The sequence below is a fragment of the Kitasatospora sp. NPDC048545 genome, from assembly GCF_040651155.1.
Lineage (GTDB): Bacteria > Actinomycetota > Actinomycetes > Streptomycetales > Streptomycetaceae > Kitasatospora.
The window spans coordinates 21,530-39,195 of the sequence record NZ_JBEZIQ010000067.1; the positions used below are offsets into that span (position 1 = coordinate 21,530).

The window sequence follows — 17,666 nt, forward strand, 5'->3', positions numbered from 1 at the left end:
GACGGAGGTCACGGTCGTCGAGTCCGTGATGCCGGAGCAGGGTTCCCGGGGAGGAACGATCAGTGCGGGGTCCGTTCATATGATGACGGGATGAACCGCAGTGACCAGCGCTTCCACGTCATCGTGCTGTCGAACTTCGCGAAGGGCTTCGACAAGTACGCGTTCACCTACGGTAAGGCGGGGATCCCGGAGAGTACCTTTCCCGACCGGTTCCACCTGCTGACCCGTTCGGAGTTGGGCATCGGCATCACCAAGGCGCGACGCCTGCTGGACCGCCTGGCCATTCCGGGCGACCGGCTGCTGGTGCTGGAAACCGCGGTGGACCCCGACGCGTTGGCGCCCAACGTGTCGACCGGCCTCGGCACGGAGCTGCACGAGGCCCGCATCCGGTTGTCAGCGATCCACGAACTCGACCACGTGGGCGACGAGTTCACTCTGCGCCCGACGACCGTCGAGGACGCGATGGCGGGCTCCCTGCGCCTGCACGGATCGGCCGGGCGTCACTACGCCGACCTGCGACCGCGCTCGGTCTCGGTCCTACCGGTCGCCGCCGCCTGCCAGGCCCGGTGCTCCTTCTGCTTCTCCTCGGCGTCGATCTCCAGCGACCAACCGCCGGCACGGGTCCCGTGGGACGCGGTCGCCCACTGGCTGGAGCGCGCCCGCGCGGCAGGTGCCGAGCGGGCGGTGATCACCGGCGGCGGGGAACCCACGCTCATACCGTTCGACCAGCAGCTGCGGCTGGTGTCCGCCTGCTCGGCGGCGTTCCCGAAGGTCGTCCTGATCACCAACGCGCACACCCTGGCGAAGGGGCAGCACGCCGACCGGGCCGGCCGGCTGGCCGCCCTGGGCGCCGCAGGCCTGAACGTGCTGGCGCTCTCCCGGCACCATCAGGACGACGCCGTCAGCGAGCGGCTGATGATGCTGCGCACGCCGGTGGGCTCGGTGATCGACACCTGGCGCACGGACCGCGACCGCTGGCCGGGCCTGCGGACGAGGCTGATCTGCGTCCTCCAGCGCGGCGGCGTGGCCGATGCGGCCGGCGTCGCCGACTACCTCTCGTGGGCCGCGGACCTCGGCGTCGAGGAAGTCTGCTTCAAGGAGCTGTACGTCTCCACCAGCACCGAATCGCTCTACTTCGACCGCGCCGCCAACGTCTGGAGCCGGGAGCACCAGGTTTCGCTGTCCGTCGTCACCCGGTTCGCCGAGCAGCACGGCTTCGAACCGGCGAGCCGCCTGCCCTGGGGCGCTCCGGTCTACCACGGCAGCTGGAACGGCCGGCCGATGCGGATCGCCGCCTACACCGAGCCCAGCCTGCTCTGGGAACGCACCAACGGGATCGCGCGCAGCTGGAACGTCCTGGCCGACGGACGCTGCTACGCCTCCCTGGAGGACCGGGCCAGCGAGATCGTGGCGGAAGGTGCGACGGCATGAGGTTCGACGAGTTCCAGGACTTCCGGCAGCGGCAACTCGGCACGTCCCCGTCGCTCCTGGACGCCGCCGAAACCAACCTGTACCGGGCACTCGCTCCGATCCGACCGGAACCGCCGACCGTCATGAGCACGGTGCACCGGTGCGATCTCGCCCGGGCCTGGCTGCGGCGGTTCGAGCTGCCGGAGGAGTGGTCCCGCCGCGCCATGGTCTGCCGAGGGGTCCGGCACGGGCTCGGTGTGGTGTTCCGGTGGCTGCACGCCGTACAAGCGCAGTTGTGGTTGCCGAGCGACGTGTACCCGGTGTACTTCGAACTGGCCCGCGCGGCGGGCCTGGCACCCTCCTCCTACCCGACGCTGCCGGTGCCGGCCCTGCCGGGGTCGCCTACGCAGGACCGGCCGGAGTACCTGCTGCTCGCCAACCCCAGCAAGCCGCTCGGCCGGTACCTGTCCGATGCCGAGTGCGCCGCGGCGATGGCATGGCTGGAGGAATCACCGCGCCGCCGCCTGCTGATCGACAGCGTCTACGACCTGGGAGCCCCGTTCGCCGCCGGGACCCGGCGGCTGCTGGGCACCGGTCGTACCGTGCTGCTGCATTCGGTCACCAAGGGGTGGCTGTGGCCACGCACCTTCGGCGTGGTCCTGCTCGGTCCGGAACAGGACGAACAAGCCGCACTGGCCGAAGCGTTCCGGGCGGATCCGCCGACGCCGGCACAGCTGAGGCTCGCCGACCGCCTGCTGACCGAGCACAGTGCCGCGCCGAAGCAGGTCGTCGACGAACTGGCCGTACGGGCCCAGCAGTTGTTCGAACGACTGCCGGGCGAGGTGCTCGGGGCGATCCCCCCGGCGAGCCGGACGTGTCCCGGCAACTACTTCTTCCCGGTTGACATCCCGGCGGAGACGCTCCTGCACGACCACGGCGTGCTCGCCCTGCCGATCGGCGTGTTCGGGGAGAACGATTGGTCCGGCTCCGTCCTCACCAGCCTCCTCGCCGGGACCGTCCTCGGCGCCCGGCTTCGGCCGCACCCCGACCGGCTCGTGTGACGCGTCTGCGCAGCCGGAGCCGGAGCCGCAGCCGCAGCCGCAGCCGCAGTACGGACGTCCCCCGTTGAACGCCGGTTCTCTGTGCGGCGGTGCGTGCGGCGGTGCGTGCGGCGGCGGCCGGATGCCGGTGGGGTCCCCTCTGCATCCCGTGACGCGGACCCGGGCATACTCCACCCTGTTGTCACAAGCCATGGGGGGACTGTGCAAGTTCATTCGCCTGCTCCGCGGTCGGGCCGACCGTGGACCGAGGCCGAGGACGTCCGGCTGCTGGAGGGCGTCCGGCAGGGGCTCGGCCTCGACGGACTCGCCGACCGGCACGGCCGGACCGTCGGGGCGATCCGTTCCCGCCTGGCCCGTCACGTTCCACTCGCCGACGCCACCGATACCAGCGATGCCGCCGACGAGCGGCTGCTGCAGTGGGTGAGGTCCGCCGCTACGCACGACAGCGGCAGCACCGCCCGAGGCCCCGCCGACACCCCGGGTCCCACCGACGACCCGGCCCCCGGCTTCGACGCCGACCCCGGCGACGATGCCCTTCCCGCCTCCCTCACCCCGGGAACCGGCCCGGCCGACGTCCTCGCCGAGTGGCAGCGGCTGACCGGACACGCCCTCAGCACCGAGCGTCGGGCGCTCTTCCTCACCCGTACGACGGTCGGCACCCTCGCCGCCGTGGATCCCGCCGTGCGCCGGGACGCGGGACGACGCCTCTGGCAGGAGATCGGGCAGCTGCTCCTGGACGACTGGGTATTGGAGTGCCGCTGCCCGGGCGCCGCCACGCTCACACCGTCGTGGAACGCCATCGCCGAACGGGACGACGACACCGCGCTGCTCCTGCGCGAGCTCCTGGCCGCGGCCGTCGACGAGATACCCGGCGAGCGCGACCGCCGGATCATGGGCCTCCGGTTCGGCGTGGGCGACGACGACGCCCGGACCCAGGAGCGGATCGCCGAGATCGTCGGCCTCTCCCGCGAACGCATCCGCCAACTTCAGAACAGAGCCGTACGCGCGATGGCCCGCACCGGATCCCCCGCCACCAGCAGGCTCCGCACGCTCGTCTCCGAACTCGGGCACCTCGACCAGGCGCCGCCGGACGACGACGGGTCCTCCAGCGCCGAACGACTGCTCGACCTCGCGCAGGTCCTGCTCCCGGCCATGGCACCGCGCCAGGCCGTCACCCTTCTTGCCACCCTCGCCGGGGTCCGCAAGGTGCCGGCTGACGGCCTCTCGGCGCAGGCCGTGACGATCCGCACCCTGCGCCAGGACGCGGAACGTCGCGAGGCCTCCCGCCAGGGACGGGTCGAGCGGGCCACCACCAGGTGGCAGCGCCTGGCGGACCGGATCACGTGGTTCGGCACCCCCGGGGGCGCCCCACCGCTCGGCGAACTGACCGCACTGCGCGAGGCCGAGGACGACGACCCCCGCTCCGGATCGTGGCACTGCCCCAAGCTCGGCCGCGCGGTGGCCTACGAGTCGGAGCCCGAACGCCACCTGATCCAGCTGCTGTCGTTCGCCCCGCAGGTCGCGTACTACCAGGAACAGCCGCTGGCCATCGGCTACGAGTTCGACGGACGCGCCCGCACCTACTTCCCCGACCTGCTCGTCGCCACCACCGACAGACGCTGCGTCCTGATCGAGGTCAAGGCGCTCTTCGAGATGGCCACCGCCGTCAATCGCGCCAAGCACCACGCCTTGGAGCAGCTGTGCCGCGAACGCGGCTGGGGCCTCCTGGTCACCGACGGGTACCGCACCCGCACCCTGCTGGAGGAACACCGGCCCGACCCCCGCCTCGCCGACCTCATCGGCCCGCTGCTGGCCGACGGAACGGTGCTGGGGTGGTCGCAGGTCGTGTCCGCCGCCGGGCAACGCCCCGACTGGATGGACTTCGCGGCCCTCGTCCTGAGCCGGGGATGGGACTGGCGCACCCGGCCGTTCCGGCTGAGCATCGGCGCGGCGTCGCCGCGGCCGGACGCGTCGGCCACGACGACGGCGAGCCTGGACGTACGGCCGGGGACCTCCGCCCCGCCGCCCCACGCGTCGCCACCGCAACCCGACGCCGCCGCTCCCGGCCCCGGCCCCGGCCCCGGCACGGCGCTGTACCGCAACGGCACGGTCCGCTGACCCGCGACGGCCACGGGCGCGAGCCGGCCGCGGGTCCGTCCTCCCGGACGCCGGAGGCGACGAACACCCCGCCCTCGCACTCACCCCGCCGGTGGCGGGTCAGGAGCGGGCGGACGGGCCGGCAGCGGTGGCCGGTACCGCGGCCTCCCAGGCGAACCCGTCCGGGTCCGCGAACGAACCCGCGGTGCCGCCGAGGACGATGCCTGCCGGCACAGAGCGGGGGAATCTGCTACCGGTCGGCCTGCGCCGACATCAAGGAGTCATGGGATGGCCGAGTTCGCCGATCTCTCCGAATTCACCTACAGCAGGAAGCCGATTCCGATGCAGTCGGTCGGCTGGCTCGGTAGGCAGCTGGGGGTGCAGGGTGGAGCCGGAGTCGTTGACAACTCGTTGCTGCTGATCCTGGCGGATCAGGCGAAGACTCCGCGTAGTCGGACCATGGGCGTGCACGTCTGCGAACTGTGCCCGGGCAATGAAGCGGAACGGGCAGACGGTGAGATCCACGTCTACGCGGAGGACGGATCGAGCTACTCCGCGCCCACGATGATCGTCCACTACGTCGAGGCGCACGGATACGTGCCGCCGGAAGAATTCCTGAGGGCCCTCGGGCGGTCAGGGCCACTGGCGAAGGACAGCCGCATGCTCGCGCTGATCAACGAGATCCGTGACAACGGGGCCCGAATCGGCTCCCAGCGCAACGCGGTACTCGACATCCCGGAGTGGGGCGACGATCCGAGATCCGTCGCTGCTCTCTTCGAGGCCGATGCGGACCGGGGGTTCTCGGAACTCGCCGGCCGGGCTGTCGGCGAGAGTTTCGCCCGGATCATGATGGCGAGGGGCGAGCTGGACGGGGCCGGCTACGCACGGCTCACGCCGCACGCGCGTTGGGGTGTCATCGGCAGGCTCCGCGAGCTGGGGTCACCGTTGGCCGAAGGCCTTGAGGAGCCTCCGGCCGAGTTCGACTACTTCATCTGACCACTGCGCCTTTCAGCTGTGGAGTTCCGGGGTGAGGACCGCTTCGGATGCTGACGTCAGCCGGTTCGGGCTGCAGCGTGTGCCACGGAGGATCCTCCAGCGCTTCACAGTGGCCACGCCGCGCTCGACCGGGTAGCAGAGTCGCGCGTGGGCCCGGTTCAGCGATCTCTACCTGACACTGAGGTCCTTGCCGGTGGCCGGGACGTGGTCGTTCACGCCTGGAGCCGCACCGGCAGGCTCGTCAGCCCCCTCAGCATGGTGCTCGGCCGCCGCACGAGGTCAGCCGGGTCGGCGTCGAGGGCGAGGCGGGGGTGGCGCTCGATCAGGGCGCGGAGTGCGATGGCGGCTTCGACCCGGGCGAGGGGGGCGCCGAGGCAGTGGTGGATGCCGTGGCCGAACGCGAGGTGGCCTCCCGGCGCGCGGTGGCGGTGGATGTCGAACCGGTCCGGGTCGGGGTAGTGGCGCGGGTCGCGTGAGGCTGCGGCGAGGGAGACGAGGACGCTGTCACCCGCCGGGACGGTGGTGTCGCCGATCCTCACCGGTTCGGCGGCGAAGCGGAAGGCCGCGGTTTCCACCGGGCCGTCGTAGCGCAGGGTCTCCTCGATCGCGCCGTCGACGAGCCCGGGATCGGCGCGCAGGGCGGCGAGTTGCTCGGGGTGGGCGAGGAGGGACAGCACCGTGCCCGAGATGAGGTTCACGGTGGTCTCGTGGCCCGCGACGAGCAGGAGGAAGGCCATTCCCAGCAGTTCCTCGGCGGAGAGCCCGTCGGCCGGCGTGGTGACGAGCGCGCTGAGCAGGTCCCCGCGCGGGTCGGCCCGGCGTTCCTCGACGAGAGCCGTGAGGTAGCCGGTCATGGCGCCGGCCGCCGCGCCGGCGGCTTCCGGGGAGCTGGGCGCGACCAGTTCGGTGGACCAGGTGTGGAAGCTGCCGTGGTCCGCCGCCGGTACGCCGAGCAGTTCGCAGATGACGGTCATCGGCAGTGGCAGCGCGTAGGAGGCGACGAGGTCGACGGAGCGCGCGCCGGACAGCGCGTCGAGCAGTGTGTCGGCGATCTCCTGGATGCGGGGGCGCAGCGCCCGGATCCGGCCGGCCGTGAACTCCCGGGCGACCAGCCCGCGCAGCCGGGTGTGCTGGGGTGCGTCGCTCTGGAGCATGTTGACCCCGAGGGCGTGGCCGCCGTCGTCGGCCCATGAGGAGGAGTGCCGGATGTCGTTGCTCAGCCGGGGGTCGGTGAGGGCGGCGCGGGCCTCGTCGCGGGCGACGACCAGCCACGTCTCGCCGGATCCCGGGACGAGTATCCGGTGCACCGGCCCCTGCTCGCGGAGTGCCGCGTAGACGGGGTACGGGTCGACGGTGACGTCGAGACCTGCGGGAGAGAGTTCCTGGAGTGTCGGAGCATGCATGCGCGTTCCCCCTGTAAGCGGGGATAGCTCCCCGGTTGATGGCTCGACCCTATCAAACCGGGGACACATCCCCACTTGTGGGCGCGGGTGCGGGTGGTGCGGGCGCCGGTTCCGGTGGCACTGCCCGCACCGGTTTTCCGGCGCCGGCGCGCCCCGTGCCGGGAATACCGCGTCAGTGCCAGTAGCCGGGGGTGCTGTCGCCGGGCTGGTTCCGGGCCCACACCACGACGGCTACGACGGCGGGGACGACAAGGACGACGGGGACGACGGGGACGACGAGGAGCAGGCAACCGAAGGCGCCTCGACGGTTTCGGCGGTTGATGCCATCCGTTGGTGCCCCGCGGGTGTCGAGCGACGTGCATCCGTCCGAGCGCGGCTGCCGCAAGGGCTCAGGGCAAGAGAGCCGACGTCGCCCTCGACGGGCATGCGAAATTCCTGGATCGGCGCCCCCGTCCACCGGCAGACTGGGGGCCATGACCCCCTCCTCCCCGGACCTCGTCCCCGACCCCGCGCCGCACCACCGACCGGAAACCGACGGCACCCTCGTGGACGCCCTGAGCCGCACGGCCGTCCGGCTCGGCCTCTCCCTTCCCGCGCCCGAGGACACCTGGGAACGCCGCGCGGAGTTCAGCGACGGCGGCCGGCGCGTGGTCGTGCACCTCCTCCGCGACGGGCGCGGCTACTGGGTGCGCCTCCACCAGCAAGGCGCGTGGCTCGCCGCCGGATTGACTGCGGAGCTGACCCCCGCGGTCAGGGTCGTGGCTGCCTGGATCGGCGGGGCGAATCTCGAACGGACCAGGGCGCGCGGCACGTCCCACGGGCCCGTCAGCGCTCCAGCAGCAGGTCGGGAACGCGGTGGTGACACACCAGGTGCAGCGCCAGAAGGCCGACTTGAACGGGCATTACGCCACCAGGCCCACCGAGCACCCCGAGTGGGAGCCGTACCAGGAGCTGACGGCGGCCGCGGGCATCCCCCGACCCCAGGCCGACGCCCTGGCAACTACTCCTCGGCGGGGTCGACTCGCCGGGCGCGCTGAACGACGAGGCGGCGGCGAGGACGATCGACCGCCAGGAGCAGCGCGAACTCCGCGCGTCGAACACCTGGTACCAGGAGTTCGTCAAGCTCATGGCCGAGCACCTGGAGATCGCGACGCCCACCATGGCCCTGCGGGCGGGCGGCATCGAGACCAGCGACTACGCGTACGGGAAGGGCCACACACCGCTGGGGCGGACCCGGATCGGCAGCGTGCTCAACGTCTTGGAGCTGCACCCGAACTGGAAGCTTACCGGGCCGATGTGGAGCATCCTGTCCAAGGCCTTCGTGTCCCGCGCGACCGGCCCCGTGCACGTCTTCCTGCGGGCCTACTCCCCGGACAGCATCCTCATCAGGCTGGAGGTGCCGGAACTCCGCCTGGTCCAGAAGCTGAACCCGAACGTGAAGCTGATCTGGCACCCCGTGTACACCGCTCCCGACGGGCAGTTGAAGGAGATCTCGAAGGACTGCCGACTCGTCGACAACGCGGAGTACGACGGGCGGGACAAGTGCGTGAGCGTACTGTTCCAGTACCTCAGGACGTTCCACGACGAGAGCAACACCAAGGCCACCCCCACCCGCACGAGCATGGAGGAGCTCATCGTCGCGAACGGCCACAAGGACGGCATCTGACGCCGGCGGCCCGTCCGGGCGCTCGCAGCCGCCGCAGAAACCCGAACGCCGCAGCCTGCGAGGGCTGTTCGGCTGCTGACCGCCTCGGCTTGCGGGACCCTGGCAACTTCACCACCCCAGCCTCAGGAGCGGCGGCGTCCTGTTGGTTGGGCTGGGTGGCCACCTGGGCCTCATCCGGGGTCTTCCCTCGTTCGGGAGGCCCGGCGGTCTGTCCCGCCTCAAGTGGTGAGTATTCGACGCCCCGGCACGGGCCGGGCCCTACACGGTGAGGCGCAATTCGATCATCCGTCTCTCCCCGGCGGGCCGGGGGCCGACGGTGGCAAACATGTCGTGTTCCGTACAACTTCGGGGTGGTTTCGCGGCTGTTCGGCTCCGGCTGAGCGGCTCGCGCCGCCGTTGCGCCCGTCGGCGATTCTCTTCATGGGCCGCGATCACCCCGGCGCCTCGACATCCCGAACCGCGATCGAAGGATTCCCCATGCAGATCGGCAGGAAGCTCCTCACCCTCACCGCCACCGCCGGCCTCGCCCTGGCCGGGGTGGCCGTGGCGGCACCGGCGAACGCCATCGGCGGAGTGGGCTGCCCGACGAACGGGCTCACGGTCACCACCAGCGGCAACGGCAACTACTGCGCCGCGGGCTCCATCGGCTACAAGAACACCAGCAGCCTGTTCGGGATCGGCCAGATCGACCACGTCATCTACGAGTCGACCCAGTGGAACTGGGCCGCCTTCTACAACTCCAGCGGCGTCATCAAGCTGAAGCCCGGTCAGTCCACCGGCAACCTCGGCGGCGTGATCACCTACGCGCTGGAGATCGACAACCCGAACTGGACGTGATCCCCGGCCCCACCGGTCCGTGAATCCGGCACCCGCCACCGACCCTCGGTCGCCCGTGGCGGGTGCCGCTCCGCCGCGCCCGCTCCCGGAGGACGGAAATGAAGCGCTCCACGACCTCGGCCCTGACGCTCGTCCTGCTGACGGCCCTCGCGGGCTGCGGCACGGGCGGCACCCGCCCGGCTCCCCCGCAGCTGGGCGAGATCCCCACCATCACCGGCGTCGGCCAGGTGGTGCGCCCGATCGACGTCTACCTCCCCACCGCGGCGCAGACCCGGACCGTGGAACGGGCCGCCTACCTGACGAGTGCCCTCTGTCTGCGACGGCTGGGCATCTCGGAGCCTCCCGGGCCGGACCCGGCCCGGGCCGAGCCCGCCGACCGGGACGTCCGGTCCCAGCTCTACGGGTACTTCGCGCCCGACCGCGTCGCGACCACCGGCTACGACGCCGTCGTGGCCACGGGCGCCGGGCAGCCGACCTCCGCGGCCACCTTGCAGGTGCTCACCGGGCGGGACGCGGCCGGCACCCCGGTCACGGACTTCCAGGGCCGGACCGTCCCCAAGGGCGGATGCCTTCAGGAGGGCCTGAACGCCGTCGGCGGAGCGGTGTTCCTGAGCTCCGACCCTTCCGCCCTGCCCGGCGGCGGGCCGAAGGAGCCCCTGACGGATCCTCGCGTGGTGGCCGCCGACCGGCAGTGGAGCAGCTGCATGAAGGACCACGGCTTCACCTACGCCACCCCGGCGGACGCCTACATGGACCCGCGCTGGCGCGACCGGACGCAGGGCGCCACCACGCCCGCCGGCCACACCCCGGCCGAGCTCGCCACCGCGGCCGCCGATGACGCCTGCAAGCGGTCCACCAACTTCATGGGGATCGCGGTCGCCGTCCAGGCCGCCTACGACCGGCAGTACATCGCGGCGCACCCGCAGGAGCTGGCGACGTTCGCGCAGGGCGCCAGCCGGCACGTCGCCGACGCACAGGAGGTCGTCGCGGACGGCGCGGCCGGGTAGGAGGCCCGGGTGGACGGCGAGACCATCTCGACGGCGACGCCGATGTGGTGCGCGCCGAGGATGGTGCCGGCCTCGACGGCGGCGGCCGCGTCGGCGACCACCAGGTCCGGGATCGGCAGCCTGTCGGGCACGACGATCCGGCACGCGCCGCCCCAGGCCGTAATCGACGCCGTCATCGTCGAACAGCCACCGCTGCGCCTGCTGCCGGGCAAGGCCGCATACGACATCGCCATCGCCACCGCCACCGCCACCGCCACCGCCACCGCCACCGCCACCGCCACCGCCACCGCCGAACTCGACTCGCTCGAAGCCACCTTCGACGGCTGCGGGAGGTCACTCTCAGCACCGACTTCCCCGCGAAACGGGCCGCAGGCTGACGCCGTGCACCACCGATCCCACCTGCCGAGCCGGCGCAGCAGAAGCCGGAGCGGGAGCAGCGGCCGGCGGCGAGGTCCTGGGCGGCCCCGTCCCTCGGTGGCGGTGAACGCAGTTCCGTCACGGGGTGGATCTGGAAGACTGCTGACCGGTGCGAACCGGTGTCAGGGTCGGGGAGCCGGAGGGGTGGGAGAGGCGCTGTGGAACCGATCTTGATCGTTCTGGTCATTCTGGTGGTGCTGGTCTTCATTGCCCTGGTCAAAGCGATTCAGACCGTTCCGGAGGCCAGCGCTGCCATCGTGGAACGCTTCGGGCGCTACACCCGTACGCTCACACCCGGGCTGAACTTCGTCATTCCGTTCATCGACACTCTTCGCTTCCGGGTCGACCTGCGTGAACAGGTCATGGAGGTGCCGCAGCAGCAGGTGGTCACGCAGGACAACCGGTGCGTCGACATCGACATCGCCGTCTCCTACCGGGTGTCCGATGCGAGGGCCGCGACCTACGACGTCACCAGTTACGTCCAGGCAGTCGAGCAGCTCGCTGTCGCCACGTTGCGCGGCACGGTCGACGGCATGGACCTGGAGCAGGTCCTGACCTCCCGCGAGGAGATCATCGCGGCCCTGCGTGGTGCGTTCGACCGGGACACCGCCCGGTGGGGTGTCCTGGTCCACCGCGTCGAGTGCAAGGCGACCGCACCGCGCACCTCCGTCCCGGGCCCGGCAGCGAAGCAGGTTGGCGCCGACCGGCATGAGAGCCTCGTCGTCCCGGCCGGCGGAAACGGAGGGGCGCGTGGCACACGGCAGCCGCCCGTACGGGCCGGACTGGCCCCCGGGCACCGTCCGTTGCGCCAGGACGATCCTCGCCGCATCGGCCGATACAGCCTGACGGCGGTGCTGGGGCAGGGCGGGATGGGCACGGTCTATCTCGGCCGCTCGCCCGGGCATCGTCTGGTCGCGGTCAAGGTCATCCGGTCGGAACTCGCCGAGGATTCGACCTTCCGGAGGCGGTTCGCCCGCGAGATCGAAGCCGCAAGTCTCGTCGGCGGGTTCCACACTGCGTCAGTGGTCGACGCGGATCCCCACGGCGACCCGCCATGGCTGGCCACCGAATACATCCCCGGGCCGTCCCTGCACGACGTTCTCAGGCAACAAGGCGCCCTGCCCCCGAGGACCCTGCACACCCTCGCGGTCGGCGTCTCCGAAGCACTCGAACGCATCCATGCCTGCGGCATCATCCACCGCGACCTCAAGCCCGGCAACATCATCGTCTCCGGCGCAGGACCCCGCATCATCGACTTCGGCATCGCCCGCGCCCTCGACAGCACCGGACTCACCAGTACCAACTACGTTGTCGGCACCCAGGGGTTCCTCGCCCCGGAACAGCTCACCGGCGGATCGATCACACATGCCGTGGATCTCTACGCCTTCGGCATGGTGCTGTGCCACGCCGCCGGAGCCGTGCCACTGCCGGACGGCGAATCCCTGACGTCCGCCCTCAGCCTGCTGCCCTCCCGGTTCGTCGACGTCATCACCGGCTGCCTCGACCACGATCCCCGGCGCCGTCCGACGGCCACCGAGGTCCTCGAACTGCTCTCCCGCAACCCGTCGACCGGCGACTGGCTGCCGCTCCCCGTACGCACGATGGTCGACCTGTACAACCCGGCGACCAGCTCGACACCCTGAGCACTGCGGCGGTGAACGGGCTGAGGCGACGAGTTCCTCGCTGACGGCTCCGGCTCGTCGGTGCCGCTCGATGTTTCCACCGGTGCCGATCCCGCCCACCCGTCGCCCCGGGGGCGGGTCGGCGCCGCCGGCACCACCGGCTGGAACAGCTCCCACCACTCGTCCGGTACCAGGCGCTCCACGTTCTTCCGACTGGGCGGCCCGAAGCAGTGGATGATCGGTGAGGATCGTCGCCATGACCTACGTGATCGAAGCTGCTCGTCCCGACGACTCCGCATGGTTGGGGCCGTTGCTGCTGAGGGCTTGGCTGCAGACCTACCCCAACCCGGAGGCGGGGATCGACGAGGACTGGATCCGTGCGCATCGCGGCTCGTCAGCCACCGCGGAAGGCATCGACCAGTGGCGGGAGTTCATCGAGGCAGCAAACCGGCAACCGGACCTGCTGTTCTGCCGTGTTGTCCGTTCTGACACCGAGATCGTCGGCGTTCTCTGCGGGCGCCGCAGCGAGGTGGTCACCCTCGGACCGATGTACCTGCTGAACCACGTCCAGGGCCAGGGACTCGGCGGCCGCATGATGACCGAGTTCCTCACCTGGGCCGCAGCCGCACCCATCTGTCTGTGGGCCACCGACTACAACGACAGCGCGGTCCGCTTCTACCAGCGCCACGGATTCGAGATCACGGGCGAGCGAGAGCTCTGGCAAGGAAGGCTGCCAAACGTACGGATGACCCGCGAGGCCGCACCCAGCGTCAACCACAGCTGAGCGAACCCCGTTTGACAGCAACCGCCTCGGTCGCCCGCTGCCCTCCGGGCGGCGGGCAGCGGGACTACCCATCGGCGGAGACGACTCCGTCGGCTGTCATGTGCCGGGCCGGATCGGCATCGTCGGCAAGCAGCTCCAGCTCCTCCGCCATCGGCTGGACAAGGCCGGCGGCGAGGACGACAACCCGGTCGGCTTCGGATGCCCCGTCGTCCCGGGCGGCGAACAGGCACTGAGCCATCTCCCCGGGCATCGACAGCGGAGGTTCCGGTGCGCGCCGAATGTGAGTACGCGTACTCATGTGGCGCCCGGGCAATCCGATGGAGGATCCCTGAGGGCCGTACGACACGGCCGCCGCCAGGCTCGCCCGCACCGACGAGGGACATCCACCTCAGCTGGGCCGACCGTGATTCTCCCGGGGGACTTCCCTTGCGCTCCGCATCCGTACTCCGTTCCGCCGCCATCCCGGCCGCCGCCGCACTGGCCCTCCTCCTGACCGCCTGCGGCCCCGACAACAGCGACAACCCCGCCGGCGCGGCATCCACCGGCGCGGCGCCCACCACCACCGTGAGCCCGGGCACCGCCTCGCCCTCGACGGCCGCCACCGCACTGCCCACCATCACCGCCGCCGCGCCGACCGCCACCCCGACGGCCCCGAGCCGCTTCGCCGACGCCCTCCCGCCGGCCGGGACCGCGAACGGCACCTTCACCGACAGCCAGAAGGGCGACATCTCCCTCAGCATCGGCCCCACCAGCGTGGTCAAGGGCGACATCGCCGACCTCGCCGACTTCCTCAAGCCGGAGGACATGGCCGGCAAGACGCCGTACTACGTGCGCGTCACCTACACCCACACCGGCGGCAACGGGATCTACGAGCCCTACTTCAACCTGCGCCTGCGCGCCATGGTCAGCGACACCGCCCAAGCCCGCAAGGTCGACCTGCTCAGCGCCTTCCCGAAGTGCGAGAGCGACGTCCCCCACGGCGGCAAGGACTTCGTCAAGGGCCAGAGCGACCACGAGTGCGCCATCTACCTCGCCCCGGCCGACAAGCCCCTCCAGTACCTCGTGTGGCTCGACAAGGACAACAAGCCCCTTGCCTGGAAGACCAGCTGAAGCAGACCCGCCCGGGCACGGAACCCGCAGGGCGCGAGGACGGCACCCGCACCGGGCCCGGGCCGGACACCTCCGGCACGGCTGCCACCGGTGCGGCTCCTCGCCGAGGAACCACACCGGTTCGGCCGGCCGCCAGGAGTCAGCCTCGTCTTCCTGACGCTGCTGCAGCTCACGTCCCCTGCCGAGTCGATGGCAGCCACTCGGCATATCTGCCGGCGAGTCGGTCGCGCGCCTCGGTGCTCTCGGCGAAAATGCGGCGGCGGGCACACCGAGAACAGCACTGGCGATCTCAGCGGTGCAGCCTGGTGATCTGCAGGCACGGGTCGGCCTTGATCTCGGCCTCGGTGTACCGCTCGGTGACCCAGCGCTTCTTCGAGAACAGCGCGGTCTGGTCGGTGTAGTGCGGCGATCCGGGGTTCACGGACTCTCCGTAGGTGAGCAGGGTGCGGGTGCGCGGGCCCGCCGGCGTCAGTTCGGTGGCCATGACGAAGCTGGTGCCGTACGCGCCGGTGAGGTCTGCGGGCCGGACGGCGCCGGTGGTGCCCGAAGTGGCCGAGGCCTCGACGGCGTTGAAGCAGCCCTCGGTCCCGTCGCAACCGTGCAGTGGGACGCCTGCCCACCGCTGGACGGCGCCGATGGTGGCGTCCAGCGCCGTCCCGTCCTTCGCGAGCTGTTGGACGGCGTCGGCCAGGGCGTGTCGGGCGGTGACGCTGTCGCCCTTGATACCGCGCGGGGTGGTGAGCGGCTGGGCGGGGTCGTACGGCACCCGCACGAAGGGGTCCACGTAGCGCCGGAACAGCCCGCGGTAGAACCTTTCCCAGAGGACGGCACCGTGACCGTCCGCGTCGTCCCGCGTGCTCCACCCGGCCAACACGTCGCAGGCTGCGCCGACGTCGACCGAGCTGCCGTCGCCGGCGGGCAGGACGGGGTTGGCCCGGCACATCGCGACCACGTCGTCCCGGCCGAGCTCCGCGCTGTGGTTGCGGTCGCCGAACATGGTCGCCTGCAGGCTGGGCAAGGTGAAGCCCGGAGCGCCGAGCCCGTCGCTGCCGTCCCGCCGGTCGGCGATCATCTGCAGCCCGAGCTGGGGGCGTGGCGCCAGCCCGCGGTCGGTGCCGTAGATGCTCGGATAGCCGGTGAGCGGGGCGCTCGCGTTGGCGAGGTACGGGTTGTTGTTGGAGTTCGCGACGTAGTCGGTCCGCGCCAGCTCGGGGCGGTTCGCCGGGCCGAAGATGCCGGGCACCACCGCGTCCGGGTCGCTGCCCGGGTCGCAGGCTGCCGTCGAGCCGTCCAGGACGGTCGGCAGGTCGTGCAGCTCGGGCAGGCTGCACTGCTTGAGCTGCTCGTCGGTCACGTGCGGCACGTTGGAGGCGTCGGTGAAGTACGTCTCCCCGGTGGCATCGGTGGCGACCGTGTAGTTCCACGGATCGCCCTGGTAGGTGTTGGCCGCCTGCTTCAGCTCGCCGAGGCTCTGCGCCCGGTCGAGCGCCAACCACTGGTTCATCGAGCGCAGGTTCTCGGCGTTGGCGTCGCGGACGGCGTACGCGTAGGTGCCCGACCAGTGGTCGGCCAGCACCGGGCCGAAACGGGAGCTGTAGAGGGTGCGGCTCACGGTCGAGAGCGTGCCGTCGGCGCCGCGGACGGTGACCCGGACGTCCTTCCTGTCCATCGGTACGGCCTTGCCGTCCACCAGGTAGCTGGTCGGATCGCCGGGCACCAACGGGAGTCGGTACAGGGTCGCATGGTCCGCGAAGCTGGAGGTCTCGGTGAAGGCGAGCCCCCGGGTGTGGCCGATCTCCACCACCGGCGTGCCGTAGAGGCCCGCGCCCGAGACGTCCATGACCCCCGGGATGGTCAGTTGCACCTGGTAGAAGCGCATGCCGCCGGACCAGGGCAGGTGCGGATTGGCCAGCAGCATCCCGTCCTGGTTCTGCGTGACGTCCCGGCCGAGTGCCCAGCCGTTGCTGCCGAGGTCCGGGCCGTGCCCGGGGCCCCCGGCCGGCGCGGCCGCGGCGTCGGGGGCTGCAGAGGGCTCGGCCTGGGCGCCCGGGATCGCGGTGGCGATGGACTGCTGGAGGCTGCTGATCCCCGAGCTGGTGTTCAGCTCGTAGACCAGGCTCCAGATGTCCTCGGCGGTGATCGGACCGACCCAGGCCTGGCCCCGGCAGGAGGCGTCCGGCAGTCGCTCCACGCCGGTGTCGTGCAGGTAGCGGTTGTAGCCTGCCGCGTAGCCCTCGACCATCTGCCGCAGCTCGGCCGTCGGGCCGAGCGGGGCCGGCCGGTCGAGCAGGTGCCGGACGGTGCCGGCCTGCCGCAGGCCCTGGTGGTAGGTGTCGCTCTCCAGGTTGGTGGTCCTGCCCTGGTAGAACGCGTCGGGGCCGAGGAAGCGGGAGCGTTCGCCTCGCAGTGTCACGACCTGGTCGGCGAGTTCGCACAGGTTGTCCTGGGCGAAGGCGTAGCCGTAGCCGTACCCGAGGCCACCGAAGTCGTGGGCCTGGATGTGCGGGATGCCGTACTCGGTCCGGCGGATCTGCGCGCTGTAGCCGTCGCCGCCCGCCGTCGGACCGTCCGCGCCGGCCGCGCCGGCCGCGCCGGCCGCGGAGGCGGGCGCCGGCAACAGCCCCGCGATGACCGAGGCCAGGCACAGCGCGGCCACCCCGGAGGCCAACCGCTCGATCTGCGAGCGTTGCTGATGTGTCGTGAGTTTCTCGGTACGAGCCATGGGACCACCGTGCCGTGGCCGGCACCTTCCCGGCATCGGCCCGGCGGCGAAACCTCGTGCGCGACGTAAGTCCGTGGGATTACGCCCCCCGGCCAGTCCGGCGCCCTCCCCGCAGGTGCCGGGGTCAGCTGCGGTTCTGAGAGGGGCTCGGTGGACTTCCCGGCCGCGCGGACGGGGCCGGCGCGGAACGTGCCCCGCAACGGTCGCCGGACCGCGGACCGGCGACTCCACCCCGGTGCCCGCGGTCACTGCGGCGACCTCGCGGCGGGAGCGGACACCGAGCTTGCCGAGGATGTGGGAGACATGGGTCTCCACCGTGCGGCGCGAAAGCAGCAGCATCGCGGCGATGTCGGGATTGGACAGCCCCTGCACGACCAGTTCGGCCACGCGCTGCTCCGTCACGGTCAGCGCGTCCCGGCCCGAGGCGGGCCGGGAGCGCGGTCCCCGGATCCCGGCACGCACTCCCCAAGGGCGCATGCGGGCGGCGGCGCGGCGCGCGACGTTCGCGGGAGTCCGGTGCGGGCGCGGTGGCCG

At 71.6% G+C, this 17,666-nt stretch carries 14 protein-coding genes and 3 pseudogenes; 11 read left to right on the forward strand and 6 right to left on the reverse strand.

Annotation, left to right across the window (positions count from 1 at the left end):
* The first annotated feature begins 90 nt into the window (after positions 1-90).
* The 4 genes from AB0D10_RS39350 (at position 91) to AB0D10_RS39365 (ending at position 5,564) form a co-directional block, all read left to right on the forward strand.
* Positions 91-1,431: a radical SAM protein gene (locus AB0D10_RS39350; RefSeq protein ID WP_360265614.1), complete on the forward strand. Its 1,341-nt coding sequence runs from the start codon at positions 91-93 to the stop codon at positions 1,429-1,431.
* The gene (locus AB0D10_RS39355; protein ID WP_360265616.1) at positions 1,428-2,471 is read left to right on the forward strand and encodes an aminotransferase class I/II-fold pyridoxal phosphate-dependent enzyme; all 1,044 of its coding nucleotides are present in this window, start codon (positions 1,428-1,430) and stop codon (positions 2,469-2,471) included. Before AB0D10_RS39350 ends, AB0D10_RS39355 begins: the two co-directional genes overlap by 4 nt.
* A gap of 201 nt (positions 2,472-2,672) precedes the next feature.
* Positions 2,673-4,589: a sigma factor-like helix-turn-helix DNA-binding protein gene (locus tag AB0D10_RS39360; protein WP_360265619.1), complete on the forward strand. Its 1,917-nt coding sequence runs from the start codon at positions 2,673-2,675 to the stop codon at positions 4,587-4,589.
* A gap of 267 nt (positions 4,590-4,856) precedes the next feature.
* Positions 4,857-5,564, forward strand: coding sequence for a hypothetical protein (locus tag AB0D10_RS39365; RefSeq protein ID WP_360265622.1), 708 nt, complete (start codon positions 4,857-4,859; stop codon positions 5,562-5,564).
* Positions 5,565-5,776: 212 nt separating this feature from the next.
* Here AB0D10_RS39365 and AB0D10_RS39370 read toward each other — a convergent pair whose 3' ends face one another.
* Both AB0D10_RS39370 and AB0D10_RS39375 read right to left on the reverse strand, forming a co-directional pair.
* Positions 5,777-6,967 carry a cytochrome P450 gene (locus tag AB0D10_RS39370; RefSeq protein WP_360265625.1) on the reverse strand — a complete coding sequence of 397 codons (1,191 nt, stop codon included), beginning with the start codon at positions 6,965-6,967 and terminating at the stop codon, positions 5,777-5,779.
* Positions 6,968-7,792: 825 nt separating this feature from the next.
* The gene (locus tag AB0D10_RS39375; RefSeq protein ID WP_360265628.1) at positions 7,793-8,095 is read right to left on the reverse strand and encodes a hypothetical protein; all 303 of its coding nucleotides are present in this window, start codon (positions 8,093-8,095) and stop codon (positions 7,793-7,795) included.
* Here AB0D10_RS39375 and AB0D10_RS39380 point away from each other — a divergent pair.
* From AB0D10_RS39380 to AB0D10_RS39390, 3 genes are all read left to right on the forward strand, one after another.
* Positions 8,094-8,633 carry a hypothetical protein gene (locus AB0D10_RS39380; RefSeq protein ID WP_360265630.1) on the forward strand — a complete coding sequence of 180 codons (540 nt, stop codon included), beginning with the start codon at positions 8,094-8,096 and terminating at the stop codon, positions 8,631-8,633. The genes AB0D10_RS39375 and AB0D10_RS39380 overlap by 2 nt on opposite strands.
* 477 nt (positions 8,634-9,110) lie before the next feature.
* Positions 9,111-9,470, forward strand: a complete 360-nt coding sequence (locus AB0D10_RS39385) for a hypothetical protein (RefSeq protein ID WP_360265632.1) — start codon at positions 9,111-9,113, stop codon at positions 9,468-9,470.
* A gap of 98 nt (positions 9,471-9,568) precedes the next feature.
* Positions 9,569-10,477, forward strand: coding sequence for a hypothetical protein (locus tag AB0D10_RS39390; RefSeq protein WP_360265635.1), 909 nt, complete (start codon positions 9,569-9,571; stop codon positions 10,475-10,477).
* On the opposite strand, the gene AB0D10_RS39395 is transcribed toward AB0D10_RS39390, so the two are convergent.
* Positions 10,363-10,791, reverse strand: coding sequence for a hypothetical protein (locus AB0D10_RS39395; RefSeq protein WP_360265638.1), 429 nt, complete (start codon positions 10,789-10,791; stop codon positions 10,363-10,365). The two genes, AB0D10_RS39390 and AB0D10_RS39395, sit on opposite strands and share 115 nt — an antisense overlap.
* Before the next feature lie 261 nt (positions 10,792-11,052).
* Here AB0D10_RS39395 and AB0D10_RS39400 point away from each other — a divergent pair.
* The 3 genes and pseudogenes from AB0D10_RS39400 to AB0D10_RS39410 form a co-directional block, all read left to right on the forward strand.
* Positions 11,053-11,607: pseudogene (locus tag AB0D10_RS39400) on the forward strand (SPFH domain-containing protein); the annotation flags it as partial.
* A 135-nt stretch (positions 11,608-11,742) separates the two neighbouring features.
* Positions 11,743-12,537 (forward strand): annotated as a pseudogene (locus tag AB0D10_RS39405) (serine/threonine-protein kinase); the annotation flags it as partial.
* 235 nt (positions 12,538-12,772) lie between these two features.
* Entirely contained in the window at positions 12,773-13,300 is a 528-nt protein-coding gene (locus tag AB0D10_RS39410) for a GNAT family N-acetyltransferase (protein WP_360265641.1), read from the forward strand.
* A 64-nt stretch (positions 13,301-13,364) separates the two neighbouring features.
* Here AB0D10_RS39410 and AB0D10_RS39415 read toward each other — a convergent pair whose 3' ends face one another.
* Positions 13,365-13,538 carry a hypothetical protein gene (locus AB0D10_RS39415; RefSeq protein WP_360265643.1) on the reverse strand — a complete coding sequence of 58 codons (174 nt, stop codon included), beginning with the start codon at positions 13,536-13,538 and terminating at the stop codon, positions 13,365-13,367.
* 188 nt (positions 13,539-13,726) lie between these two features.
* Between AB0D10_RS39415 and AB0D10_RS39420 the strand changes: the two genes are divergently transcribed.
* Positions 13,727-14,410 carry a hypothetical protein gene (locus AB0D10_RS39420; RefSeq protein WP_360265645.1) on the forward strand — a complete coding sequence of 228 codons (684 nt, stop codon included), beginning with the start codon at positions 13,727-13,729 and terminating at the stop codon, positions 14,408-14,410.
* Positions 14,411-14,699: 289 nt separating this feature from the next.
* On the opposite strand, the gene AB0D10_RS39425 is transcribed toward AB0D10_RS39420, so the two are convergent.
* Both AB0D10_RS39425 and AB0D10_RS39430 read right to left on the reverse strand, forming a co-directional pair.
* The gene (locus AB0D10_RS39425; RefSeq protein ID WP_360265675.1) at positions 14,700-17,132 is read right to left on the reverse strand and encodes a penicillin acylase family protein; all 2,433 of its coding nucleotides are present in this window, start codon (positions 17,130-17,132) and stop codon (positions 14,700-14,702) included.
* Positions 17,133-17,393: 261 nt separating this feature from the next.
* Positions 17,394-17,609, reverse strand: a pseudogene (locus AB0D10_RS39430) (helix-turn-helix transcriptional regulator); the annotation flags it as partial.
* Positions 17,610-17,666 lie beyond the last annotated feature (57 nt).

Bases quoted from the DNA above. Each gene is read 5' to 3' on its own strand.
- AB0D10_RS39410 (WP_360265641.1), top strand. From the start codon at position 12,773: ATGACCTACGTGATCGAAGCTGCTCGTCCCGACGACTCCGCATGGTTG.
- AB0D10_RS39385 (WP_360265632.1), top strand. From the start codon at position 9,111: ATGCAGATCGGCAGGAAGCTCCTCACCCTCACCGCCACCGCCGGCCTC.
- AB0D10_RS39365 (WP_360265622.1), top strand. From the start codon at position 4,857: ATGGCCGAGTTCGCCGATCTCTCCGAATTCACCTACAGCAGGAAGCCG.
- AB0D10_RS39390 (WP_360265635.1), top strand. From the start codon at position 9,569: ATGAAGCGCTCCACGACCTCGGCCCTGACGCTCGTCCTGCTGACGGCC.
- AB0D10_RS39425 (WP_360265675.1), bottom strand. From the start codon at position 17,132: ATGGCTCGTACCGAGAAACTCACGACACATCAGCAACGCTCGCAGATC.
- AB0D10_RS39355 (WP_360265616.1), top strand. From the start codon at position 1,428: ATGAGGTTCGACGAGTTCCAGGACTTCCGGCAGCGGCAACTCGGCACG.
- AB0D10_RS39380 (WP_360265630.1), top strand. From the start codon at position 8,094: ATGGCCGAGCACCTGGAGATCGCGACGCCCACCATGGCCCTGCGGGCG.
- AB0D10_RS39375 (WP_360265628.1), bottom strand. From the start codon at position 8,095: ATGAGCTTGACGAACTCCTGGTACCAGGTGTTCGACGCGCGGAGTTCG.
- AB0D10_RS39415 (WP_360265643.1), bottom strand. From the start codon at position 13,538: ATGGCTCAGTGCCTGTTCGCCGCCCGGGACGACGGGGCATCCGAAGCC.
- AB0D10_RS39350 (WP_360265614.1), top strand. From the start codon at position 91: ATGAACCGCAGTGACCAGCGCTTCCACGTCATCGTGCTGTCGAACTTC.
- AB0D10_RS39370 (WP_360265625.1), bottom strand. From the start codon at position 6,967: ATGCATGCTCCGACACTCCAGGAACTCTCTCCCGCAGGTCTCGACGTC.